This is a genomic window from Sphingobacterium sp. UBA1498 (genome assembly GCF_002325125.1).
Taxonomy (GTDB): domain Bacteria; phylum Bacteroidota; class Bacteroidia; order Sphingobacteriales; family Sphingobacteriaceae; genus Sphingobacterium.
In genome coordinates, this window is sequence record NZ_DCRG01000014.1 from 41,980 (window position 1) to 67,940 (window position 25,961).

22 protein-coding genes are annotated in these 25,961 nt (G+C 39.3%); 16 read left to right on the top strand and 6 right to left on the bottom strand.

The features are described from left to right. The first annotated feature begins 175 nt into the window (after window positions 1-175). The 12 genes from B3139_RS09025 to dusB all read left to right on the top strand — a co-directional run bounded on the left by B3139_RS09025 (window position 176) and on the right by dusB (window position 14,259). Window positions 176-1,579 carry an anthranilate synthase component I family protein gene (locus tag B3139_RS09025; protein WP_293882076.1) on the top strand — a complete coding sequence of 468 codons (1,404 nt, stop codon included), beginning with the start codon at window positions 176-178 and terminating at the stop codon, window positions 1,577-1,579. After that, entirely contained in the window at window positions 1,576-1,869 is a 294-nt protein-coding gene (locus B3139_RS09030) for an isochorismate pyruvate-lyase (protein ID WP_293882078.1), read from the top strand. Before B3139_RS09025 ends, B3139_RS09030 begins: the two co-directional genes overlap by 4 nt. Then, window positions 1,856-2,431: an anthranilate synthase component II gene (locus B3139_RS09035; RefSeq protein ID WP_293882080.1), complete on the top strand. Its 576-nt coding sequence runs from the start codon at window positions 1,856-1,858 to the stop codon at window positions 2,429-2,431. The genes B3139_RS09030 and B3139_RS09035 overlap by 14 nt, the downstream gene beginning before the upstream one ends. 11 nt (window positions 2,432-2,442) lie before the next feature. Further along, window positions 2,443-3,225 (top strand): indole-3-glycerol phosphate synthase TrpC, encoded by a 783-nt coding sequence (gene trpC, locus B3139_RS09040; protein WP_293882082.1) that lies wholly within the window; start codon window positions 2,443-2,445, stop codon window positions 3,223-3,225. A 67-nt stretch (window positions 3,226-3,292) separates the two neighbouring features. Continuing rightward, window positions 3,293-3,808: an RNA polymerase sigma-70 factor gene (locus tag B3139_RS09045; protein WP_293882084.1), complete on the top strand. Its 516-nt coding sequence runs from the start codon at window positions 3,293-3,295 to the stop codon at window positions 3,806-3,808. Between the two features lie 56 nt (window positions 3,809-3,864). After that, window positions 3,865-4,503 carry a hypothetical protein gene (locus tag B3139_RS09050; RefSeq protein WP_293882086.1) on the top strand — a complete coding sequence of 213 codons (639 nt, stop codon included), beginning with the start codon at window positions 3,865-3,867 and terminating at the stop codon, window positions 4,501-4,503. Between the two features lie 142 nt (window positions 4,504-4,645). Beyond that, window positions 4,646-5,734, top strand: coding sequence for a hypothetical protein (locus tag B3139_RS09055; protein ID WP_293882088.1), 1,089 nt, complete (start codon window positions 4,646-4,648; stop codon window positions 5,732-5,734). A gap of 113 nt (window positions 5,735-5,847) precedes the next feature. After that, the gene (locus B3139_RS09060; protein ID WP_293882090.1) at window positions 5,848-8,271 is read left to right on the top strand and encodes a TonB-dependent receptor; all 2,424 of its coding nucleotides are present in this window, start codon (window positions 5,848-5,850) and stop codon (window positions 8,269-8,271) included. A 2-nt stretch (window positions 8,272-8,273) separates the two neighbouring features. Then, window positions 8,274-9,482, top strand: a complete 1,209-nt coding sequence (locus tag B3139_RS09065; RefSeq protein WP_293882092.1) for a hypothetical protein — start codon at window positions 8,274-8,276, stop codon at window positions 9,480-9,482. Between the two features lie 111 nt (window positions 9,483-9,593). Then, a complete protein-coding gene (locus B3139_RS09070) occupies window positions 9,594-10,727 on the top strand; it encodes a PepSY-associated TM helix domain-containing protein (RefSeq protein WP_293882094.1) in 1,134 nt (377 codons plus the stop codon). A gap of 28 nt (window positions 10,728-10,755) precedes the next feature. Beyond that, entirely contained in the window at window positions 10,756-13,197 is a 2,442-nt protein-coding gene (locus B3139_RS09075) for an outer membrane beta-barrel family protein (RefSeq protein ID WP_293882096.1), read from the top strand. A gap of 66 nt (window positions 13,198-13,263) precedes the next feature. Continuing rightward, entirely contained in the window at window positions 13,264-14,259 is a 996-nt protein-coding gene (gene dusB / locus B3139_RS09080; RefSeq protein WP_293882098.1) for a tRNA dihydrouridine synthase DusB, read from the top strand. Between the two features lie 59 nt (window positions 14,260-14,318). Here the strand turns inward: dusB and B3139_RS09085 are convergent, their stop codons facing one another. The 3 genes from B3139_RS09085 to B3139_RS09095 form a co-directional block, all read right to left on the bottom strand. Then, window positions 14,319-15,755, bottom strand: coding sequence for a lipopolysaccharide biosynthesis protein (locus tag B3139_RS09085; RefSeq protein WP_293882100.1), 1,437 nt, complete (start codon window positions 15,753-15,755; stop codon window positions 14,319-14,321). A 71-nt stretch (window positions 15,756-15,826) separates the two neighbouring features. Further along, complete coding sequence (locus B3139_RS09090) at window positions 15,827-16,108, bottom strand: acylphosphatase (RefSeq protein WP_293882102.1); 282 nt, start codon at window positions 16,106-16,108, stop codon at window positions 15,827-15,829. 117 nt (window positions 16,109-16,225) lie between these two features. Beyond that, the gene (locus tag B3139_RS09095; protein ID WP_293882104.1) at window positions 16,226-17,401 is read right to left on the bottom strand and encodes an amidohydrolase family protein; all 1,176 of its coding nucleotides are present in this window, start codon (window positions 17,399-17,401) and stop codon (window positions 16,226-16,228) included. 406 nt (window positions 17,402-17,807) lie between these two features. Here B3139_RS09095 and B3139_RS09100 point away from each other — a divergent pair, with 406 nt between their 5' ends. The 4 genes from B3139_RS09100 (at window position 17,808) to ggt (ending at window position 23,039) form a co-directional block, all read left to right on the top strand. After that, window positions 17,808-20,264, top strand: coding sequence for a TonB-dependent receptor (locus tag B3139_RS09100; protein WP_293882106.1), 2,457 nt, complete (start codon window positions 17,808-17,810; stop codon window positions 20,262-20,264). A 207-nt stretch (window positions 20,265-20,471) separates the two neighbouring features. Next, complete coding sequence (gene dtd, locus B3139_RS09105; RefSeq protein ID WP_293882108.1) at window positions 20,472-20,930, top strand: D-aminoacyl-tRNA deacylase; 459 nt, start codon at window positions 20,472-20,474, stop codon at window positions 20,928-20,930. A gap of 18 nt (window positions 20,931-20,948) precedes the next feature. Next, window positions 20,949-21,275 carry a nucleotide pyrophosphohydrolase gene (locus B3139_RS09110; protein WP_209577584.1) on the top strand — a complete coding sequence of 109 codons (327 nt, stop codon included), beginning with the start codon at window positions 20,949-20,951 and terminating at the stop codon, window positions 21,273-21,275. Window positions 21,276-21,338: 63 nt separating this feature from the next. Then, complete coding sequence (ggt, locus tag B3139_RS09115) at window positions 21,339-23,039, top strand: gamma-glutamyltransferase (RefSeq protein WP_293882114.1); 1,701 nt, start codon at window positions 21,339-21,341, stop codon at window positions 23,037-23,039. A gap of 66 nt (window positions 23,040-23,105) precedes the next feature. Here the strand turns inward: ggt and groL are convergent, their stop codons facing one another. The 3 genes from groL to secG all read right to left on the bottom strand — a co-directional run bounded on the left by groL (window position 23,106) and on the right by secG (window position 25,929). After that, window positions 23,106-24,743 (bottom strand): chaperonin GroEL, encoded by a 1,638-nt coding sequence (groL, locus tag B3139_RS09120; protein ID WP_209577580.1) that lies wholly within the window; start codon window positions 24,741-24,743, stop codon window positions 23,106-23,108. A gap of 160 nt (window positions 24,744-24,903) precedes the next feature. Continuing rightward, window positions 24,904-25,179, bottom strand: coding sequence for a co-chaperone GroES (locus B3139_RS09125; RefSeq protein ID WP_028070710.1), 276 nt, complete (start codon window positions 25,177-25,179; stop codon window positions 24,904-24,906). A 336-nt stretch (window positions 25,180-25,515) separates the two neighbouring features. Beyond that, window positions 25,516-25,929, bottom strand: coding sequence for a preprotein translocase subunit SecG (secG, locus tag B3139_RS09130; RefSeq protein WP_209577578.1), 414 nt, complete (start codon window positions 25,927-25,929; stop codon window positions 25,516-25,518). Between the last annotated feature and the right edge of the window lie 32 nt (window positions 25,930-25,961).

Here is a 25,961-nt window from a genome sequence, read left to right on the forward strand (position 1 = left end):
GATATACAAATACAAATTGGTGGTGGCCTGGAGCAATAAGCATCGGGAATCAATTGGTATTGTTATAATATTTCATAATCAACCAAAACCATTTATGGAAATTCCAACCCCGATGCTAACCAGTATCGGGGTTTTTTTATGCATAAATTTACAACAAGAAGATAAGACACAAAAAATGAAGTATACATTCAAAACAAAAAGCAGAAAGTTGCTTGCGGATACAACTACGCCAGTGAGCATCTATCTTCGTCTAAGAGATATCTTTCCAAACTCATTGCTATTGGAAAGCTCCGACTATCATAGTCGCGACAATAACATTAGCTACATCTGTTGCCAGCCAATTGCTGGAATCCAGCTCGATGAAAAAGAGCTAACGCTTACGTATCCTAATAGGGAGCGTATCGTAAAAAATGCGAAGGAAATCGAATTACGTCAGGAAGTATCCGATTTTAGAAACTCCTTCGAAGACCATACAATCGCCGAACTTAACCTCATTTCCAATGGCTTATTTGGATATTTCACCTTCGATTGTATCGAACACTTTGAAGATATCAAACTGACCACTTCGCCAGATCCGGCGCGGAAAATACCATTTATGCAATATCATATCTACAAATATGTTATTGCTATTGACCACTTCCGAAACCAACTCTACATCTTTGAACACCTGCTGGATGACGAAGAATCAGAACTCGAAAGAATGCAGTTTCTAATTCAGAACAAAAACTTTCCTGAATATTCCTTTAAACTTGCCGGTGAAGAAAGCTCCAATCGTACCGATGAAGAGCACCGTCAGTTGGTCAAGAAAATGAAAGAACATATCCAACGTGGCGATGTTTTTCAGATTGTTCCATCCAGAGGGTTTAAAACACCGTTCTCTGGTGATGAATTCAATGTCTATCGTGCATTGCGATCCATCAATCCCTCACCTTACCTTTTCTATTTCGATTACGGTGATTTTAAACTTTTCGGATCCTCGCCAGAAGCGCAATTACGCATTCACGGAAAACAGGCAACCATCTTCCCCATTGCAGGAACATTCAAACGTACGGGCAACATGGAGGAAGATCAGAAAATTGCCTCCAGACTCAAAGAAGATCCAAAGGAAACTTCTGAACACGTTATGCTTGTCGATCTTGCCCGCAATGACTTAAGTAGACATTGTACACAAGTTAAAGTTGAGTCCTACATGGAACCGCAATATTACTCCCATATTATCCATCTGGTCTCCAAAGTAACGGGCAGATTGAAAGATAACATCAATCCGTTTGACATTGTAGGCGATACATATCCCGCCGGCACATTGTCGGGGGCACCAAAACATATGGCGCTGACCTTAATCGATCGCTATGAAGGATTGCAACGTTCTTTTTATTCCGGTGCAATTGGATTTATGGGTTTTAACGGAGACTTTAATCACGCCATTATGATTCGTTCCTTCCTAAGCAAACAAAACACCTTACATTACCAAGCAGGCGGTGGTATTGTTCTCGATTCAGATCCTGAAATGGAACTTCAAGAAGTAAATAACAAAATCGCTGCATTGCGAAAAGCACTACAACTAGCAGAAACATTATGATCAGACCATTGGAATACTGCGTCGATAAGCATCATATCCGCACGTCAATAGATACCATTGATAACCGCATTGTGGAGCTATTGGCCCTGCGAAAATCCTATATTGACAAAGGCAAATCGCTAGACGATGAGCAAGCAGAAGAACAGCCACCAATTCGGAATTTAAACAATCATTATGGGGTACTAGCAAAAAAATTTAATTTGCCTACTGAATTTATTCAATCCATATTCCAAGAAATTGAACACTACATTCATCAAGATTTTATAGCAAAAGGTTATGAGCAACAATAAAATAGTCGTTATAGATAACTACGATTCCTTCACGTACAACTTAGTCCATTTATTACAGGAGTTAGATCAAGAGTATGTTGTATGGAGAAATGATAAGTTTAAACTGGAAGATATTGATGCTTTCGATAAGATACTTCTTTCCCCCGGTCCAGGTATTCCGGAAGAAGCAGGGCTACTGCTTGATGTCATCCGCACCTATGCCCCGCACAAAAGTATATTGGGTATTTGCTTAGGCCAACAGGCTATTGCGGAGGTATTTGGAGGCACACTGTTCAATATGGAGAAACCCTTACATGGCGTGGCAACAAATATCACCGTTACTGATGAATCGGAAAAGCTATTCCAAGACTTCCCAAAAGATTCGAAAATTGGACGCTACCACTCTTGGGCCGTAAGTAAAAATACATTACCGACATGCCTTAAGGTAACAGCAGTTGATGAGAATGGCATTATTATGGCCTTAACCCATACTGAATACGATGTTAGGGGGATGCAGTTTCACCCCGAATCGGTATTGACGACGAATGGAAAAAAGTTAATTGAAAACTGGTTGGGAATCTAAAATTTATAAAAATGACTATACTGGATAAAATCATTGAAAGAAAAAAGATAGAAGTGGAAAAAGCAAAAGCTTCAGTTCCCTTCGAGGAGTTATTAAACTATCCCTATTTCAGCGTTGCTTGCCTATCGTTGAGAGAGTCTATTCTTGATCCTGAAAAAACAGGAATAATAGCCGAGTATAAAAGAGCATCACCATCAAAAGGAGAAATCAACAGTACCTCCACCGTAGAAGATGTTGTTAAGGCATACGAAGAAGCCGGTGCTTCAGCAGTTTCTGTTCTCACTGATGGAGAGTTTTTCAAAGGAAATTTAGCGGATCTATCTAAAGCGCGTGAAGCAATCAGTATCCCTATTTTAAGAAAAGAATTTATCGTGGATAAATATCAGATTACTGAAGCTAAAGCCTATGGTGCAGACGTCATCCTTTTAATCGCTGCATGCCTGAAAAAGGAAGAAGTACAGGAATTCGCCGCATATGCTAAACAAATTGGCTTAAATGTCTTGCTCGAAGTACACAATCAACAGGAGCTATTAGACAATCTTTTTGACGACATTGATGCAATTGGTGTCAATAATAGAAACCTGAAAGACTTTTCGGTGGATCTTCAACATTCTTATAATCTTTTAGACCAAATTCCAACAGAATATATCCGGGTATCGGAGAGCGGTATATCGGATCCTTCAACCATTAAAGCACTTAAAAAAGCTGGATTCCAGGGATTCTTAATTGGTGAAAATTTTATGAAGACAGCCGATCCTGGTCGAGCGATCAAGGAATTCGTAAAAGAAATCTAAAAACTTATTTAAAACCAATCTAAATAAAACTATCTTTGCCAAAGACATATGCTAAGGTCTTTGTATTTTGGAAACGGATTTTTTTATTATCGATAGAAAGAGTTTTGAGCAAATATATCTTCGCCACTGGGAAGGTATGTTTGCTTTTTGCCTTAGCAATATCCACGATGAAGAGCATTCAAAAGAAATTGTACAGGATGTTTTTAAATCACTTTGGGAGCGCAAGGAAGAACTCCGTCTGAGGGAGGTTGAGCGCTATTTGATCCGATCTGTCAAACTCAAGACTTTTGAATATATACGTAATAAAGTATCCCGCCAACAACATCTGAACAATATTTCGAACATAACGGAATCTCAATATTCAGACAATACACTGATTGCCGAAGAACTTGCAGACAAAATTTCCTATCTGGTAACCACATTGCCTAACCAATGCCGAAAAGTATTTCAGATGAGTAGAGAGCAAGGACTCACAAATAAGCAAATTGCAGAGAAATTGGTAATCTCTGAAAGAGCTGTAGAATATCATATTTCTAGAGCCCTAAAAACATTGAAGACAGAATTAATAGAATATATATCATAAGTTGTTGATGCAGAAAAGAGAAATCTCGTACTTTTGTTATTGAGTTGAATATACGGATGAAAATAGATCATAAGTTAATAGCGAAATACCATTTGGGGCAATGCTCTCCAACAGAAAAACTGCTGGTAGAAGAATGGCTGATGGATGATACGTTCGAATCTAACCCAATACCGATTTCAACAGCTAAAAAAAATAAATTGGAAAACGATATCTGGGCAGATATCAACACCTATATCGAGACCGCAGAAGCTCCGATAGAAATTAAGAGCAAAAAATACCCGCTTAAATATGTTGGCATTGCAGCTTCCTTCCTAATCCTGCTTAGCTTTGGCCTCCATCAGTTCAATAACATGAAGGAGAAAACTGATGCAACATTTGACAACGCGCGGAATGGGAACTTGAAATATATCAATCAACAAAATTATAAAATAGTTTTGGGTAAAAATGCGACGGCTCAGATCAATACCGATACAGGGATAATTAAGACTACAGGCAATATGCTCTTTATCCCCAAAAGGAACTTTGCTTTTAGCATGCCGGGGGCTGATAAAAAGAAAGAATTAAAAACGGGCGAAATCTATTTTGTTCTGCAGCCACAAAAAAATGGGAAACAGGTTATTATTGCAAAATCCGAACTAACCTTTCTGGCGCCGACATTACAACACGAACTTAAATTGCAATTTAACATCATTTAATCGACAAAACTCCACCACCCATAGTACTATGCTATCAAGCCGCCTTATCTTATTTCTCCCACTTTTGCTTTTTGGCTTAATGATAAGTTGCCAATCAGAACATAGGGAGAAGAGCTTAGTAGGCAAATATAGCCTCTATACAATGGATAAGGATTTAGGTAACACTATCGTCACGACTAACAGCATGAATAGCGGAAAATTGACTATTCAGCAAAATGGAGTGGCTATTCCTACGCAGGAGTTCGATCGCAGTATCATTGTTAAAAATGGTAAATTTTATTTCCTCAATGAAGGGAAATTCAGAAAATATACACTCGAAAAATCAGGTCTAAAAGAAATTGGACAACTGCCAATGCCCGACCAGCATATAGAAAATATCAACTGGATAAATAACGATACACTGCTCTTATTTACATCAGACAACAAAACTAACCGGCGTCTATGGTACACAAAGATCACTATCAAACCTTTTAAAATCGTTCAGCAACAAGAATTAAAAATACCTTCCTCAGCTCCTGACTTTAATATTATCTCGGTTGGTTTTAGTACCATACACCAGCAACAGCTGCTAATTGGTTACACGTTTAATAAAATTATCAATGAAACAGACTTTACCACAATAGATACCCTATATGTGGCTACCCTAGATAAAACAACACTAAAGCTAAAGGGAGTCCAAGAAGATACCCGATCTACTTATCCAGGTGGAATAAACACCGTCCAATCTTACAGTTTCAATGATGAAAACGGAAATTACTACTTTATGGCCTGTCCCGGTATTGCCTTGGGCAATATACCTTCAAAGCCCACAGCAATCTTTAAGATTGAGAAAGAATCCACACAGATCGATCCAAATTACTTCTTTGATGTAACAGCACAAACCCACAATCACGCCTACGGAATCTGGTATTTAGGTAACAACCAAGCTATTATACGAAGCGAACGCAAAGATCGTTATACAGATTTCAGCGACCACCACTCAACCTATCAATTCGAATATTACCGCATTGACCTCGTCAAAAAGACTACGCACAAACTTGACCTCCCTTTCGACAAAGGAACCCGCAAAGAATCTGTTCTCGTCGAAAATGGCAAAGCCTATATTGCTATCGACGACAGCTCAGACCGACATCAGGTCTGGATCTATGATATCAAATCAGAAGAGATAAAGGCGGGGCTTCAACTGGATCAGGCTACGGACTTTATCGTAAGGATAGATCGACTAAATTAATTCCACCTGTAAAACAGGTGATTACAATAAATATTCTTTTTTTTCAACGCAAGACCTTCGGTAAATCTAGGCATACGCTACTTAGTTAATATGTATTTAATCTAAATAAGTGTATGTCAAATTTTAGAGCGATATCTACCTGTGCATTGCTGTCGTTTTCTTCCGCACTCTTTGCACAACAATACGGCGTATTGCAAGGACAAATAAAAAGCTCGAAAGATGGGAGCTTATTACATTCGGTTAGTATCAAAATAAAAAATACGCAACTAGGAACAACATCCGATGCATCGGGAAATTTTCAACTGCCGCATATTCCCTTCGGGAAATATAAAGTACTTATATCTACCGTAGGTTACGCTAGTCGAGAAGTTCAAATTGATATATCTGCTATTGCTACAAAAAAATTAAACATTGATCTCGATCCAACAGCGCAACAATTGGGTACAGCTCAAGTGGATGGAAAATCGGAAAGCACCAAACTGAAGGAAACAGGCTTTGCTGTTAATGCGATAGAAACAAGACAATTTGCCAATCTAAATCTCGACATCAATCAGGTATTATCCCGCAGTCTCGGTGTAAATATCCGCGAATCGGCGGGTCTCGGTTCTGATTTTAAATTTTCTATCAATGGACTTTCAGAAAAACAGGTTCGCTTCTTTATTGATGGCATTCCAATGGAAAACTTCGGATCAGGATTGACGTTAAACAACATACCTGTTAACCTAATTGAACGCATCGAAGTATTTAAAGGTGCCGTTCCAGCATATCTTGGTTCGGATGCACTCGGCGGTGCCGTCAATATCATCACCAATCAGTCTGCCGGCAATATGCTGGATGCCAGCCTTGCTTATGGCTCCTTCAATACCATGCGTGCTGCAGTAAATGGTCGATTTACAGATCACAAAACTGGCCTGTCCATTCAATTAGGAGCCTTCCATAATCTTTCCGACAATAATTACTGGATGCGCAACAATCCTAAAAATGAGGCACCGATTAAAGTGATTGAAAATGAAAAAATCATAGAACGCGATGTCAAACGCTTTCACGATAGGTACCGTTCCGATATGGCACAATTCGAAATATCCTTATCCGACAAAGCTTGGGCAGATAAGATTTCATTCGGATTGACATATTCGTACTTCAACAAAGAAATACAGACCGGTGCTACCCAAAATACGGTATACGGTGAACTCCGTACTGTGGGCAACTATATAATGCCTTCTTTCAAATACAAAAAAGACAACTTTTTGATCGAAAAGCTAAATATGAACGCCTATGCTTCTTATGGTATCGACAGATACCGTGTCATCGATACAGCTAGCCAAAGCTATGGCTGGGGCGGTGGAACAGGAATCCCATTAGCAATTTCGGGAGAACTCAATGACATCAAAACCATCTATCATTATAAAAACAAAAGCGCACTAATACGTACAAACTTTAGTTATGAGTTGGACGAATTCAACGCGCTCAACCTCAACTATAATTTTGCACATAGCAGCAGGTCTGCAGAAGAACAACTTGGTAATGCGAAAAGCAATCCATTGGGAACTCCCAACACCATATCCAAAAATATTTTAGGACTTGCCTATCAAAATCTTGCACTGGACAAACGTCTTAGTACATCCATTTTTACGAAATTATATAATTTGGGAACATTTGCCCGAGACGTCGTCTATTTCAGTGGCAGCGATGGCAACGGTTATACAAATAAAGACAACAGGTTCAATAAAAACTATATCGGTTATGGTCTTGCCTCCCGGTTCAGCCTAAGGCAGAATCTCGGAATCAAGGCATCCTACGAACGCACCTATCGTCTTCCGGAATCGCAAGAAATGTTTGGTGATGGGATCAATATCATCGCCAATAACAAGCTAAAACCTGAGAATAGCAACAACATCAATGCTGGGCTCTATCTCAATCAACACTTCGGTAGACACAGCCTTAACTTTGAAAGTTCCTATTTCCTACGGTATGCAAGCGATTTCATCTATTTCAAGCCCACGGGTGGAAAGTTTTCCAGTTACCAAAATTTGGATAAGACTACAATCAATGGCCTTGAAGCAGAATTAAAATATCAGTATGCTAATTTGCTGGACTTTTCGATCAACGGTACGTACCAAAATTCAACGAATAAATCCAAATACATTGATGGGCAAACCGCTAACCCCGACATAACCTATAACGACAGAGTACCCAATCAACCTTGGTTGTATGGGAATCTTAATTTGAGCATCTATAAAAATAATTGGTTGGCACCGGATACGAAATTGCAGTTTATCTGGTCCTCAAATTACACCCACTGGTATTACTTGGATTGGGAAAGTGTGGGTAGTAAGGAATCTAAAAACCAAATACCTACACAGTTTATCCACAATGCAGCTCTCTCCTATTCTTTTGTAAAAGACAAATACAATATTTCTGTCGAATGCAGAAACCTGACCAATGAGCTGGCTTATGACAACTTTAGGTTACAAAAACCAGGGCGTTCATTTCACGTCAAACTCCGATATTTCTTAAATAGCTTTAATCACAATTAATTATGTTTTCAAATTTAAAATCCACAGCAGTTCTCTTTAGCGCGAGTCTTATGGTAACATTGGCCGCATGTTCCAAAAGCAATCCCGGTAGCGAAGTAGAGCCTCCTGCACAGGAAAGTGCAACATATGGTTTTGTTGTCGAGGCAGGAACACCAGCCGCAACTTACAATCTTGTTGCCAACTCCCTAACAGAAGGAATTCTTACCACTGCCGCTAACGGTGCAAAATCCAATTACGCAGCCATAACCTCAAAAGGTGAATTTTATTACGGGATCGACACAGATTCTAAAACATTAGTCAAATACACAAGTGATAACTCCAAAATTACAGTTGTCAAAGAAATTCCATTTCCTGCAATTAGCTGGGCATATTACTCCAGTTTCTATAAATGGAAAGATGACAAAACACTGGTCTTGTTTAGTTCAGATGCTGCAATTCAATTTGAATATGCTATCCTCGATGTCGAGAATATGAAAATTACCAGCAGTGGTAAATTGAATATTCCCGGCCTAATGGACGGATATTATTTCTGGGCTTACAATGCCGCTTTTATTGGTGATAAATTGTATTTAGCCTACACACAGGAAAACAATGATACAGGCATCTCTGTAAGCAAAACGTATCTGGCGAGTATGGACTATCCTTCGATGAGCAACATTACAGTGACACAAGATGACCGGTTCACCTTCCCAAGTCATTACACCTTGAATGTACAATCCTCATTTACGCAAGATCAGACAGCTTATTTTATTACTTCACCTACGATTTGGTCAACAAAAACAACGGGTGAACCTTTCGGAATCTTTAGGGTACAGAACAATTCAAAAGAGATCGATCCAACCTATTTCTACGAATTGACCGACCGCACAAAAGAAGAAGCTGTTGGACTTACCTATGTCGGTAACAACAAGGCTGTTGTTAGAATCTTGGATAAAACTAAAATTAAGGACTCAGATTCTTATGGAACAGCATATATCACAAGCTTCTATTTGGTTGACGTAAAAGCACAGACCAAGTCAAAAATCAATATCCCTTTGGCCAAAGGAACTCCTTTTGCCGAAAACGTAGTGTCGGATGGGGACAATATTTACATTGCTGCGAATACAGCAGAGGGTTACTATGTGTATCAATACAACACTTCTTCTCAAGCTGTCTCTAGAGGACTAAAACTTGAAGGTATAAATGCCGTCAATAAAATGGTCAAATTATAACTATAATTAAAGAAAGTCACTTTGTAAGCATTATAGAAGAACTATTCCCGATGCCTACAAAACGTCTTTCCCTCAGTCCTCACTAGGGGACGATGATCAAATCCGTCAATTATGCTAAGTAAAATTAATGCCTGGCTCCATCTTTGGTTAGGGCTTGCTGCCGGTATACCCGTTATTATATTAGGAATTACAGGCTGCGTACTTGTCTTTGAACATGACATCAAAGAATTAACAACAAACTATATCCACATCGAACCACGAAGGGCAGATGAGCAACTTCCACCTTCAGCGATTTACAAGGCCGTAAACAACATCCTTCCGGATAAAGAAATTGCAAGTTCATGGTATTATGGACTTGATAAATCTGTCAAGGTCAGTTTGGATCATTCCGACAGTCTGGTGTATGTAAACCCCTATACAGCGGAAGTATTGGCTATTGTCGATCATGAAGATTTCTTTCATTTTATGGATGAAGGGCACCGCCATCTATGGATGCCTGTTAAAATAGGCCGGCAGGTTGTTGGATGGAGTACTTTCATTTTCTTTATCTTGCTGATCACAGGACTTATTCTGTGGTGGCCAAAAAAATGGAATAAAAAATCAAAAGAACAAAGTTTTAAAATCAAATGGAAAGCTAAGTTTAAGCGAGTCAACTATGATTTACATAATGTACTCGGCTTCTATTCACTTACATTAGCTTTTGTCATGTGTTTAACAGGACTCATTATGAGCTTTCCTTGGATAAGAAATTCTGTTGTTTGGCTGACAGGCGGTTATCCTCAGGACAATAAAATAGAAAAAGTAGACCACAGCAGTCAAATCGATCAGCCTTTAAATGACGCGCTACAAGTTGCCGACCAAATTTGGTATAAGGTACGCCATGAGTATGCCAAATACAACAAAGAAGCAGTTATTGTCCATTATCCCGAGAGCGAAGACAAAACAGTATACGCATGTACCGATATGGAAGGCGGCACCTGGCGAGATCTCAATTTCGATCGAAATACACTTGAACTTACAGGCCGGAAACAAGGACCCATTGATGAGGCCAGTGCGACAGAATGGTTGATGCGCTCCAATTATGCACTACACACGGGTTATATTGGAGGAATGATAACGCAAATCATCTATTTTATCGCCTCACTGATATGTTCAACCCTACCAATAACAGGATTTTATATCTGGTGGGGGAAGAAAAGAAAAGCGATAAAAAAAACGAAACGCACTCCATTAGCAACACCCTAAATTTTAGCAATACCGTAACTATACCATTATGCGCTACTTCAATCGTCATATCTTTAGTCTACTATTAATTTGTACAGTATCCAGTAGCTTTGCCCAAAAAAGAAGCCACATCAAAGGTCAAATTATCGGTGAAGATAAGCAGGCAATTCCATATGTGAATATCAGCCTTCATCAAGCGAAAGACAGCACATTAACAAAAACTATCGCCGCTGATAGTACCGGACATTTTATTTTCGGTGACACAAAGGCAGGCCGTTATTATATAAAAGTAAAAAGCATCACACACCAAGAGACCTTTAGTCCACATTTCAGTTTGGATGAACAACTCGGTGGATACGACCTTGGTCAGATTGTATTGCTAACAAATAATGAATACTTAGCCGAGGTGCTTGTGGTACGCAAAAAGCAATTTATTGAACAGCAACGGGATAAACTAGTATTTAATATTGAAAATTCCATGCTTGCGGAGGGAAATAGCGGGCTTGAATTGCTCAACAAGCTACCGGGCGTAGTAGCAGATGACAACGGAACATTATTCATTAAAGGGAAATCAGGTGCAACGGTAATGATCAATGGAAAACTGACTTATCTTTCTGGTGACCAATTGGCAAATCTATTACGGAGCACATCTTCCATTGATATCAGCAAAATTGAAGTCATGACTAATCCTAGTGCCAAAGAGGATGCGGCCGGATCGGCCGGAATCATCAATATTGTTTTGAAAAAAGGAATAAGAGAGGGATGGAATGGTTCTATTTCCCTCAATGGCGGTGCAGGCCGAGGGCCGCATTTTGGCGGAGGTATTAATCTTAATTACCGCACTGAAAAACTCAATGTATTCGGAATCTATAATCAGTATCATCAGAACCTGGAGTACTTTAATTCCCTCACACGCTACTTCTATTCGGATCAAGGTAACCGCCCCGAATCTTATACACAACAGGAAAATAAGATACAGCCCAAACTTCGATCTAATAACTTTAGAGCTGGTATAGATTACAACATAGATTCCAGACAAACACTGGGCGTGCTTATTAATGGTGGATTCGGCAAATACCCGAAGTATGAACCCACGACAAATAGCTTCAGTACCTTTGACGATAATCGATTAATATGGTCTTCATCTACGATAACGGAAGGAAAAGAACGCTGGCGGGATATGCTTTATAATTTCAACTACGGCATTAAATTTAATGAGAAAGGACACGAATTAAAAATCGATCTTGATCTTGTAGACCATTATTCCAAAATGGATCAAGAACTGAACACCAACTATATAAAAGCAGATGGCACTCCGCTCAATCGGCCTTCTTCACGTCGAGGCGACATCCCCTCAGACAATAAAGTGTACGTCGCCAAGTTGGATTATACACTGCCCCTGGCCGAAGGGTATAAACTGGAGGCTGGCTGGAAAGCCAGTCATGTCCGTACAGAAAATGACCTACATTACGATACCTTACAAAATGATCAATATGTCTCTGACCTGACAACAAGCAATCATTTCATTTACAAAGAAACCATACAGGCAGGCTATATTAATCTTTCCAAAAGTTGGAAAAAAATTTCGGCTCAGGTTGGCTTGCGGGGAGAACACACACATACATCAGGCCATCAAATTACGCTGAATGAACACTTTGAAAAATCCTATTTCAAACTATTTCCATCAGCATTTCTAACTTACGCTGTCAATGAAAAAAACAAACTACAGGCAAGTTATAGTTATCGTGTTCAGAGACCGTCTTTTTGGAACCTCAATCCATTTCGTGTATACACCGATCCGTTTTCTTATACGGAGGGAAATGCCCGTCTGAACCCGGCATATGAACATGCATTTGAGCTGGGATATACTTTTTCTAACAAATATATTTTCACACTGAATTATGCTTCACGAACTGACGTTGTCAACGACATCCTAGGAAGGGATTTATCCAATCCGTATATAACTTACGAACGGCCAGAGAATATCGGCTCATTCAAAAATTTTGGCGTTTCTTTTATCGCTCCGACCCAATTGACAAGTTGGTGGTCAGCCACGCACTTCACAAACTACTACCGTAATGAATATGAAATTCCACAGGACGGCATACTGATTAACCGTAAAGGCAATACGCTGACCCTGAATAGCCAGAATACATTCAAACTACCGAACGACTGGTCCATAGAAGTGGGCGGGAGCTACACCTCCGGATTGACGATAGGGTTAAGCCAGATCAAAAGCTATGGCCAGTTATATAGCGGTATCCAAAAGAACATTCTCAATAAAAAAGCGTCCATTAAACTGGTGGTAAATGACATTTTTAGAACGAACAGTCGCCGATACGAAACCGTTTCTTCAACAATTCGACTTATTGGACAGTCGAATCCCGACAGCAGGACAGCCATCCTATCTTTCAATTATCGCTTTGGAGGAGCTGGAACTTTGAACAGTCAACGTTCAACAAGCTCTGAGGAAATCAAAAGTCGGCTCTAAACTCGTGACAGTTCGCTAACTTTATACTAACACCAAATTTTGTACCTTTGTAAAAAATTATCGAAGATGTCGGTCAAGATTGGTGAAAATATTGATTTGGGGGAATTCCCGTTGCTATTAGCTCCTATGGAGGATGTAAGTGATCCTCCGTTTCGTTACGTATGCAAACAAAATGGTGTTGATTTAATGTATACTGAATTTATTTCTTCGGAAGGACTAATCCGTGATGCTGCCAAATCTGTTCAAAAGCTAGATATTTTTGAATATGAACGACCTATTGGTATCCAGATCTTCGGCGGTGATATCGAAAGTATGCGTCAATCGGCTGAAATCTGCGCAAAAGCAGGACCTAATTTAATTGACATCAATTATGGCTGTCCTGTTAAAAAAGTAGTCTGCAAAGGTGCTGGCTCATCCCTCTTACAGGATATTGATAAAATGGTTGCCATGACCAAAGCTGTTGTTGAAGCTACTGATTTACCGGTAACGGTGAAAACACGCCTTGGATGGGATGACAACACAAAAAATGTGTATGAGGTTGCTGAAAGATTACAAGATGTAGGCATCAAAGCACTTGCAATTCATGGACGTACACGTGCGCAGCTGTACAAAGGTCAGGCGGACTGGTCCATGATTCGGGATATCAAACGTAATCCGCGTATCAAAATCCCAATTTTCGGCAATGGCGATGTAGATTCTGTCGAAAAAGCAGCAGCTTGGCGCCAGGAGTTTGAGGTGGATGGCATTATGATTGGCCGTGCAGCAATCGGATACCCTTGGATCTTTAGAGAGATCAAACATTTTTTCAATACTGGAGAACGTCTTGAAGGACCTACCATTGCCGAACGCGTCGAAGTTTGTAGAACCCATTTGAACAAATCCATCGAATGGAAGGGTGACAAATTAGGTATTTTTGAAATGCGTAGACATTATGCGAACTACTTCAAAGGAATTCCTAATTTTAAAGAGTATCGAATGAAATTAGTCAGTTTGCAGCGCCAGGCTGAAATTTTAGAGGTACTCCATGAGATTGAAAATTCCTTCATTCCCGAAGGAGCCTAAAAAAGAAACAAGGCAATAAGATAAAACTATTGCCTTGTTTGTAAGAGGTATAAATAAGATTATTTTCGTCGTACCAACCCCATCAACCGATTCTTTTCAAGCATAAAAGTGAAGCCCAATAATAACAATAGCATCCCATTGCCTATCCAGATGTTACTATGAAAAACTTGAAAGCTCATCCATGAAATCAGAAGCCCTACCCCAAGATAAATGGCAATTTTTATCAATTTATAAGGTATAGGATAATACATCTGACCCCAGTACAATGAAAAACCAATCATCACCAAGTACACCACTGTCGTAGACAAAACAGCCCCAACATAGGAATACACCGGAATCAGCCAAACATTCAGCATAATCGTTAATAAAGCTCCTATTCCTGAAATATAGAGTGCATATCGTGTCTGGTCTGTCAACTTGTACCAAATTGACAGGTTCATATATATCCCTAGTAGGACATAGTTAAACAGTAGGATTGGAACAATTTTGAGTCCGGTCCAGTAAACCGCAACCTCCGATTCATTTCCTTTAATGAAGTACTTAAGCCAATCGAGATTAACGGTTAGTCCAACCATTGCAATGACCATCAAAATAACAAAATACTCCATGATGAGTGCATAGGTTTTCGATGCATTCTGATTTTTCGAATACGAAAAGAAAAAGGGTTCTGCCCCTAGCCGAAAAGCCGTAACAAATAAGCTTAGAAATACGGCCAATTTAGCAACCGCACCATAGATACCTAATTCGTCTTTCCCAGTCTCTCCGGGCAACAATTTCAGAAAGAACATTTTATCTAGATTCTCATTAATAATAAATGAAATATTAGCGACTAAAATTGGGAAGCTATAAGTTAACATTTCATGCAGTAATTTTCGATCTAGACTAAATCGGAAAGTGAGCAATTCAGGCAGTAGTAGGATTAATGTAACAACACTCGCGAAAAGGTTGGAAATAAAGACATAGCCAATCCAGCCTTCTTTAAACCATGTTCCGGCAAAATCAGCCCAAAAGCTATACTGGTGAACCCAATCAGGCAAGAAATAAATGAAGAACAGGTTTGAAATCACCGTAACTCCAATATTAACGAATTTTAGTGCGCTATATTTATAGGGCCTTCCTTCAGCGCGAAGTTTTGTAAATGGGATAACGGCAAGGGCATCAGCAACAAGAATAAAAGCGAAATATTTAATATATTGTTCATACAGATCAACATCGCCACCATCTGCAAACCATGCTGCAATGGGCCGCGTAAATACAAAGACAGATAACAATAAAATAAACGAAGTGACTAACGTAATAAAGAAACTATTATTGTATACTTTGGATCTATCTTGTGTTTCGACCTTTTGCAAATAGCGAAAATACGTCGTCTCCATACCAAATGCCAGCACAGCATTCAACATAGACATCCAGGCATAAAAATTAGAATAGATGCCGTAGACTGCCGCATCTTTAAATTTCCGCAGATAAAGCGGCGTCATCAAAAATCCTATCATTCTTGAAACGATAGTCGTTATACCGTAAATGAAGGTATCGCTGAGAAATTTTTTGATCGTAGACACTTGGCTTAGGATTGAACTCTTTTAACTACTTCAAAATTAGAAAAGCCTTTCAGTTCGCCTTTCTCTATTTCTACACTTTCAACAATTGCACCTTCGGGGCCTTCTTGGCAGAACTCCAACAGTGAATCCAGTGCAAAATCATCACCCTCAGCTTCAATATAAACGGAACCATCTTTTAAATTGACCACAATGCCCCTGACACCAACTTGATCAGCAACTGCCTTGGTTGTCAATCTAAAAAAGACCCCCTGTACTTTACCTCTTATTGAAATATTCAAATGTTTCATCTGTAACTTATTTTTTCTTCCATCTGTCAGATGGAGCAACCCATGACTATAATTTCATTCGTATAGTCATGGGTTGTTCATTAAAAACAAAAGTACAGAAGTTTGGGGAATAAAATACTAGGCTAAGCGTTTTACCTTGACATCATCAGTCAAGCGCATATGTTCCATCCCCTGAAGCAACACAACACCTGGCTTTTTACCGATCTCCAATGATCCAAATTCGTCCTGAATATTTAACGCAATAGCACCATTAATCGTGGCCCATTGTATAGTTTGTAAGAAATCAAGATCCTCGAAGTGTGCATGTAACACCTTTAGTTCCTCCAGAATGGACAGTGTATCGTTGGAAGCTAAACTATCGGTTCCGATCACAATACGTTGTCCTGCATTTAAAAAATTCTGAACTTTAGGTAAAACCCCCTCAATATAAAGGTTAGCTTTCGGACATAAACACCATGTGACGTCACGATTCATACGCTCAACAAAATCAAGATCTTTTAAAGACGTATAGGTATTATGAACCAACAACAATTTATTCGGGTAAGGCAAATAAGGCAAATAAGATTGAATTGAGTTTCTTGCCTGCGCTTTTATCGTATCTGCATTTTTTCCGATACTTTTATAAAAGTCTAAAAATTCGCCCATTTTATAACGGAACAACTTATTCTCTTCCTCGCTTTCCTGATTATGAATACTGATAATGTTTGTTTCCGGAACGATTTTCTTGAATTTTTTAAAAAGTACCTTAGAGCAAGAATAGGGAGCATGTGGCGTGATAGATACATGACCATTCCTAAACTCTTGGATCAATGATTTCGCTTCCTTCAACTTAAAATCAGCTTCGTCTGGCTCAATTCCGATCACCTCTACAAACGTGTGATACAGGATTTCAGAATCCTCTTTCAATTTTGAAGAATTATCCGTATTAGCATGATCACCGACTGCGACAATACCATTTTCGTACATCTCTCTGTCGGCTTTTGCCATCGCTTCATCTATTTCCTTCATCGAAGCCGAACGCGTTGTCATCACCTTACTCAAAAAGCTCGGAAGACCTGTACCTTTGGCAACAATACCTCGCATATGCGACAATTCAATGTGGCAATGTGCATTGATAAAACCCGGAATTATAACCCCTTCGTATTTCTCGACCTGACCATTATCCATAGGTGTAAATGACGTTGGGTCAAAGATACCTTGAATTACCCCCTCCTCATCTACCGCAACAATACCATCTTTTATCGGCATCGAGCTAATCGGTAGAATATAATTAGCGCTTAAATATTTTAACATTTTATCTCCTCACTATCAATTTAGTAACTAAAATTTTGACCTGTATGAATACATACCACTAGTAGAAAAATTCATGCCAAGGTACCTAAAAAGAACAATATATACCAAAAACAACAATTTACATAAAATATTAACCAAAAAGAAATAACAACAAACATCTTCCTTGTTTAATTTGTCATAAAATACTTCTTTATATAACATTTCAATTTTTAATCTATATATTCGCAGCATCAAATAGGGGTGCCTTGTTTTGTCAGGAACACAAATACAGGCTGAGATTATACCCAACAGATTAAATTCTGTGCACCTGATCCAGATAATGCTGGCGTAGGGAGAGGTTAGTTAAATAGTGCGATCATAGTAACCCCTTGCTATGATTTGTTTAACTCAAACAAAATACATTACCATGATCAAATTTTTGATTTGTAGCTCTTTAGCTACTATTTCGACCCAAATTGCCATTGCGCAGCAAAATCTGACAATTAAAACTGTAGATAAGACCAACCAAAACCCTTTACAAAACGTTTCCGTATCCATCGATGGCCAAGCTTCTTTCCATGGTCAGTCAGACAACCATGGAATCATTAAGCTCCATCATCTCAATACCGGGCAACATCATATACAGATTTCCTCTGTTGGATATAAAACATGGATCCGCACTGTAAACGTAAAAGATAATATGGAACTACTGGTCGAATTAGAACCCACTACCATACAAATGGAAGAGGTACTTGTCCAATCCACACGTGCGAAAAGAAATGCTCCTACAACCTTCAAAAACATCTCAAAAGAGGAAATTACAAAAAACAACCTCGGACAGGATATCCCTTTTCTTCTTAACCAAACACCGTCGGTACAGGTAAATTCAGATGCCGGAGCCGGCATCGGTTATACTGGGATGACCATCCGCGGATCAGATAATCAACGAATCAACGTAACATTAAATGGCATTCCACTAAATGACGCGGAGAGCATGGGCTCATTTTTTGTCAATCTTCCTGACTTTGCATCTTCCACAGAGAGCATCCAAGTTCAACGTGGCATTGGCACCTCAACAAACGGGGCCGGATCATTTGGAGCCTCATTAAATATTCAATCCAATACACTGGCCGAAAATCCCTATGCAGAACTTAATAATTCTTTTGGTTCTTACAATACCTGGAAAAACACAGTGAAAATGGGCACTGGACTAATAAATGACAAATTTGCATTCAATGCCAGATTATCCCGAATCAGTAGCGATGGTTATATTGAAAGAGGAAGTTCAGACCTACAATCTTTCTATGTGGATGGCGGTTATTATGGTAAGAAACACATCCTAAAAGGAATTGTATTCTGGGGAAAAGAAAAAACATATCAGGCCTGGAATGGCGTTCCCGAACCGTTAATTACTGGAGATCGGTCACGTATGGATGACTATGCCGATAACGCGCTCGAAATAGCAGGAGCTGAAAAAGATCGGTTTATGAATGCCGGTCGAAACTATAACCTGTACACCTATAAAAACCAAACTGATAATTATACGCAAAAACATCATCAGCTTCATTATACCAATATCCTGAGCGACAAGTTAACACTCAATACCGCACTCCATTATACCAGAGGTTATGGCTATTATGAAGAAATGAGACCTGGCGATAAATTGAGTAAATATGGCCTGCCCGATGTAATTATCGGAAAAGATACCATACAAAAAACAGATCTAGTCCGCAGAAGATGGTTGGACAACTATTTTTATGGCCTGACCTACTCCCTCAATTATAAAGCCAACGATCAGCTGGAGATTACCTGGGGTGGAGCCTACAATCAATACAGAGGGAAGCATTATGGTCAAGTCATCTGGGCACAATATGCCTCAACAGGATTTCTGGATGACAACTACTACTTCGGAAAATCACAAAAAAATGATTTCAGTAATTTCCTAAAGATCGATTACAAATTGGACCAGTGGATTCTAATGGCCGATGTCCAATATAGAAATGTCGACTATCACATGTATGGCGATGACGATAAAGTCAAAAACTATAACTATCACCCAAAATTCAATTTCTTAAACCCAAAAGCAGGCGCAACTTATCTCATAAATGATTATTCAAATGTGTATGCTTCCTATGCCTTTGCGCATAAAGAGCCTGTTCGCAAAGATTTTATAGAAAAAAACAGCAGTTTACCTGATCCAACACCGGAGAAAATGCAGGATATAGAATTTGGTTACCGATTTGCAAACGAAAAATTCAACATCGGATTAAATGGATATGGCATGTTTTACAAGGATCAGTTGATCCCAACAGGTGAAATCAGCGATACAGGTTCTCCGATTCGCCAAAATGTCAACAATAGCTATCGGATCGGCATCGAGTTCGATGGCTCATGGAACATCAATAAGCAGCTTAATTGGAAAGCAACTGCGAGTTTTAGCCAAAATAAAATCAAAAACTTTGAAGAGATTGTAAAAGATATATATGGAGTCGCCCCTGATATAAAAATCTTTTACGCAAAGACGGACATCGCATTGTCTCCAGGAACTATTTTATCAAGTAATTTCTCTTATAGCCCTATAACATCACTTACATTTTCACTTTTATCCAAATATGTGGCTAGACAATACCTGGATAATTCATCTACAAAAGAAAGAAGCATTTCCGCTTATTTTGTCAACAATCTTTTGGCAAACTATAGCTTGACAGCATTGGGCTTTAAAAACATCAGTGCAACATTACAGGTCAACAACATATTGAACGAGAAGTATGAGGCCAATGGCTACACTTTTGGCGGGATGGAAGGTGATAGCCGAAAGTACTATAATTTTTATTTCCCACAAGCACCAACGAATTTCCTATTGGGCCTTAACTTCAAATTCTAGCATATTTTTAGAAGAACTTGCTCATCCCAAAGCCGATAACATCGGACAAACCGCACTGAAGATGTTCTCGGAACAAACACTTCTAAAAGAAATCTCTCTTTTCTCCGAAGGAAAAAAGAGAGATTTCTTTTTATATGGTGGATAAAATTGAATTTCTGATCGCGTTTGACAATGGGAATTTTTACCTTTGGTTTTATACTTTTCATTATGCGCGCAGTTATACAACGAGTTACCAAGGCTTCTTGTACAGTAAATAATCAGATTACAGGCCAGATCCAGAAGGGTCTAATGATTTTATTAGGAGTTGAAGAAGCAGATACAACGGAAGATCTGAAATGGTTAGGACAGAAATTCATCAACTTACGCATCTTCGAGGATGAACAGGGTATGATGAATAAGTCGATACAAGATGTAGACGGAAATATCTTACTCGTCTCACAATTCACGCTCTTTGCCCAAACAAAAAAAGGCAACAGACCTTCCTTTATCAGAGCAGCAAAACCGGATAAAGCCAAACCAATGTATGAAGAGATGGCTTTACTGCTAAGTCAATTGCTCCAAAAAGAGGTTCAGCTTGGCATATTCGGAGCCGATATGAAAATTGACCTACTGAATGATGGTCCAGTTACCATCGTCATGGACACAAAAGATAAGGACAACTTTTAATTTTTAATTGAACACAAGATGACTATTAAAGAAGCACAGTTAGTTATTGACAAATGGATCAATAGTACCGGAGTACGTTATTTCAACGAATTGACAAATACAGCCATACTGATGGAAGAAGTTGGTGAAGTTGCACGCATTATGGCAAGGCAATATGGGGAACAATCGTTCAAAAAATCTGATAAAGAAGTTAATTTAGCAGATGAGATGGCTGATGTATTATTCGTTTTGATGTGCCTTGCCAATCAAACTGGCATCGACTTGACGGAAGCCCTGGAGCAAAATCTTCAAAAGAAATCAATTCGGGATGCCGACCGGCATAAAAATAACACGAAGCTCAAATAATGACTTAATAAGATGATTTCTACAACTCCCTGAGATGCTATTTAAAATTGTAAATCGGATACGATGCATAAATTCATAACCTATTCGCTCATAGCTAGCGTGTTCATTGCTTCTTGTACAACAAAGCAGCGGCTAAATTCCAGCGTTGAGCAACCCAGTACATTTAATAAGGCGGCAGTAGTAACTGCTCACCCTTTGGCTTCAGAAATTGGTGTAAAGATCTTAAAACAAGGTGGAAATGCAATAGATGCTGCAGTTGCCGTACAATTTGCCCTTGCAGTGGTTTATCCAAATGCCGGAAATATTGGCGGCGGCGGCTTTATGCTCTATCGTGATCATAATGGCCAATTAGATGCGCTGGACTTTCGCGAGAAAGCTCCTCTAAAAGCAACACGAGATATGTATCTTGATGCGCAAGGTAATGTTGTTCCAGAGCTGAGCCTGTATAGTCAATTAGCATCAGGTATTCCCGGCTCTGTCGCGGGTATGTGGGAAGCACACAAAAAGTATGGTAAATTACAGTGGAAAGATCTCCTACTCCCCGCAATCCAGCTAGCCAGAATGGGTTTTAAAATCAGTCAAAGACAAGCCAATGAGTTTGAAAGCCATAAAGATCGTTTTGTCAGGCTAAACCCTTCTGGTGCGGCGATTATCAAAACGACCTCATGGAAATCGGGAGATCTATTTCTTCAAGAGGAACTTGCAAAAACACTGGAAAGAATTGCAGAGGATGGTCGAGACGGCTTCTATAAAGGGAAAACAGCAAACTTACTAGTCGCTGAAATGAGTCAAGGAAAAGGAATTATTACGCACCAAGACCTCTTGGAATACCAAGCAATTTGGCGCAGTCCAATTCATACAAACTATCGAGGATATAAAGTCATTTCGATGCCGCCACCGTCTAGTGGAGGAACTTCTCTTTTAGCCCTACTCAAATCCGTTGAGCAGTTTCCGCTACAACGTTGGGGTTTTCAGACCGATTCAACTATTCGTGTTATGGTGGAGGCCGAACGCTATGTCTATGCCAATAGAGCGAAGTATCTTGGGGATCCTGATTTTGTTAAGGTACCTGTCGAACAGCTTATTGACTCAAGCTCAAATGCGCATAAACTCCATTCAGTCAATTTCCATAAAGCGACATCAAGCAAAGATGTCAATGCAGATGTCATTCCGGGTTATGAAAGTGAACAAACGACGCATTTCAATATTGTAGACGAGCAAGGGAGTGCAGTATCCATTACAACAACACTTAATGATTCGTATGGATCGGGCGTATTTGTAGCCGGTGCAGGCTTCCTATTAAACAATGAAATGGACGATTTTTCGGTGAAAGCCGGCGTACCTAACATGTACGGTTTGACAGGTGAAAAGGCAAATGAGATTCAGCCAGGTAAAAGAATGCTCAGTTCGATGACACCTACTATTGTAGAAAAAAATGGCAAGCTATTTATGGTTGTCGGCACCCCAGGAGGATCGACGATTATTACGTCTGTTTTTCAGACTATTCTAAACGTCATCGACTTCAGAAAGAACGCACAGGCAGCTGTTAGCTTGCCAAGATTTCATCATCAATGGCTTCCTGATCGTGTCGATGTCGAGCATAATGCCATTGATGCCAACCTGCGTAATCAATTGGCAAAAGATGGCTATACGATAAATCAGAGGGGGGCAATCGGTCGTGTGGAGAATATCGTGGTATTACCGGACGGTAAATTACAGACCGGAGCCGATCCGCGTGGAGACGATACGGCAAAGGGTTACTAAGGTCAAAAAAATACGGGCTCTTTTGGAAATCCAAAAGAGCCCGTATTTTTTTTAAAGTGGATGATCTTACATCATGCCACCCATACCACCACCCATTGGAGGAGCACCAGCACCTACAGGGTTTTCTTCAGCTTCGTCGGCTAAAACACACTCAGTAGTCAATAGCATTGAAGCAACTGAAGCAGCATTTTCTAGCGCTACACGAGATACTTTAGTTGGATCAATTACACCAGCAGCAATTAAGTTTTCATAACGGTCTGTACGCGCATTGTAACCAAAATCTGCAGTTCCTTCTTTTACTTTTTGAACAATTACTGCACCTTCAATACCTGCATTGTTACAGATCTGACGTAACGGCTCCTCAATCGCACGTTTGATGATATCAATACCAATTTGCTCATCTTCATTTTCACCTTTTAGATCTAACAAAGCTTCAGTAGCACGGATAAATGCAACACCACCACCAGCGATAATACCTTCTTCAACAGCAGCGCGAGTTGCATGCAAAGCATCATCAACACGGTCTTTTTTCTCTTTCATCTCAACTTCAGTAGTTGCACCTACATACAATACAGCTACACCACCAGACAATTTAGCCAAACGCTCTTGTAGTTTTTCACGATCGTAGTCTGAAGTTGTTGTTTCAATTTGTGAACGGATTTGTGCAACACGTGCTTTGATATCTTCCACATTTCCAGAACCATTGATGATGGTTGTATTATCTTTATCAACCTGAACTTTCTCAGCTTGACCTAAGTAAGATAATTCAGCATTTTCTAATTTGAAACCTCTTTCTTCTGAAATCACCGTACCACCAGTTAAGATCGCAATATCTTCCAACATGGCTTTACGACGGTCGCCGAAACCTGGAGCTTTGACAGCTGCAACTTTCAAAGAACCACGGATTTTATTAACCACCAAGGTCGCCAAAGCCTCACCATCTAGATCTTCAGCAATGATCAATAAAGGTTTGCCCGTTTGAACTTGTTTCTCCAAGATAGGCAGCAATTCTTTCATGTTGCTGATTTTCTTGTCATAGATCAAAATATATGGATTATCCAATTCTGCTTCCATCTTATCGGAATTTGTCACAAAATATGGTGACAAATAACCGCGGTCAAATTGCATACCTTCGACAGTTTTAACTTCTGTTTCAGTACCTTTAGCCTCTTCTACAGTGATAACACCATCATTACCTACTTTTTCCATTGCTTGTGCAATTAACGAACCAATTACTTCGTCATTGTTAGCTGAAATTGTAGCAACTTGTTTGATTTTATTGTTATCTTGACCAACTTCTTGAGATTGTGATTTCAAGTTGGCAACTACAGTAGCAACCGCTTTGTCAATACCACGTTTTAGATCCATTGGGTTAGCACCAGCAGCCACAGATTTGATACCTGGAGCAACGATTGCTTGCGCTAATACTGTAGCAGTAGTGGTACCATCACCCGCTTGATCAGCTGTTTTGGAAGCTACTTCTTTTACCATTTGCGCACCCATATTTTCTAAAGCGTCTTTCAATTCGATTTCCTTCGCTACCGAGACACCATCTTTAGTAATTACTGGAGCACCAAATTTCTTTTCAATAATTACGTTACGTCCTTTAGGACCTAATGTTACTTTAACTGCATTTGCTAAAGTATCTACACCTTTTTTAAGGGCTTCACGAGCCTCAACGTTATATTTTACTTGTTTTGCCATTTTTTATAAGTATTAAGTATTTCAAGAAGTGTAATTAAGATAGTATACTAAACCGCAAACCGGTTTTATCTTTTAACATCCAAATTTACAGCTCCACTAAAATAAACTTGAATTTTTAACCGAGCCAGTAAGCTCTTTTTTAAATAATCGTTTGTATGAATTAGATGACCGCGTAAATATCAGACTCACGCATAATTAAGTACTCTTTTCCTTCGTAAGTAATTTCAGTACCTGCGTATTTTCCGTATAATACTTTGTCACCAACTTTCACAGTTAACGGTTCGTCAACTTTACCTGTACCTACAGCAACTACTGTACCTTGAGATGGTTTTTCTTTTGCTGTATCGGGGATATACAACCCTGAAGCTGTTTTTTCTTCTGCTGGAGCAGCTTCTACTACTACTCTGTCTCCGATAGGTTTGATACTTAATGCCATAATTAATTTACTTTTTATCTGTTTTGAATTTATTTTTATGTTATAATCGCTATAAGCACATCATCTTTTATGCCAATTGTAATTGGAAGGGCTTTTAAGACAATTTTTCACACAAAAGTTAACATCCCAATCGACAAAAATTCATTTTGCTGTCACACTGTCATTTTATGTCTGCCAGTCTTACTTCTGCTTACCCAATATCCATTTGATTTAATACGCTTAATCCGCTTAGCAAAACCTTCACGATCCATTCATTGACAACAACGTCTAAAAAATACAGAAAACAAAAAGCCCCGTTTGCTTTCACAAACAGGGCGTATAATTTTTTATTGACAACTATTTTTTAGCCTCTTCCGCTGGTTTCGTGGTAGGCGCTGTCGCCGGTACTTTTTCCTGAGATTGAGCCGGAGCTGTTTGCTCTTGTCCAGCAGGAGCACCAGCAGGATTTTGTCCAGTACCTAAGTTCAATGGACCTTGCTGAGCAGGCGCTTCAATTTGCCCCCCCAATCCTCCTTTGGATGTGCTTGGCGATGTTCCAATAATATTTACACCCAAGCTAAATACCATGATGGCAATAACCATGATCCAAGTACCTTTTTCCAAAATGTCACCTGTACGTTTTACACCCATAAGATTCGTTCCACCCGAAAAACCAGATGACAAACCTCCTCCTTTTGGATTTTGGATTAAAACCAAAAACGCTAAAATAATACTAGCCAATATGATTAGACCGATTAATAATCCTTGCATCTCTTTATGTTATTAATTTAATTTCTTTTCTA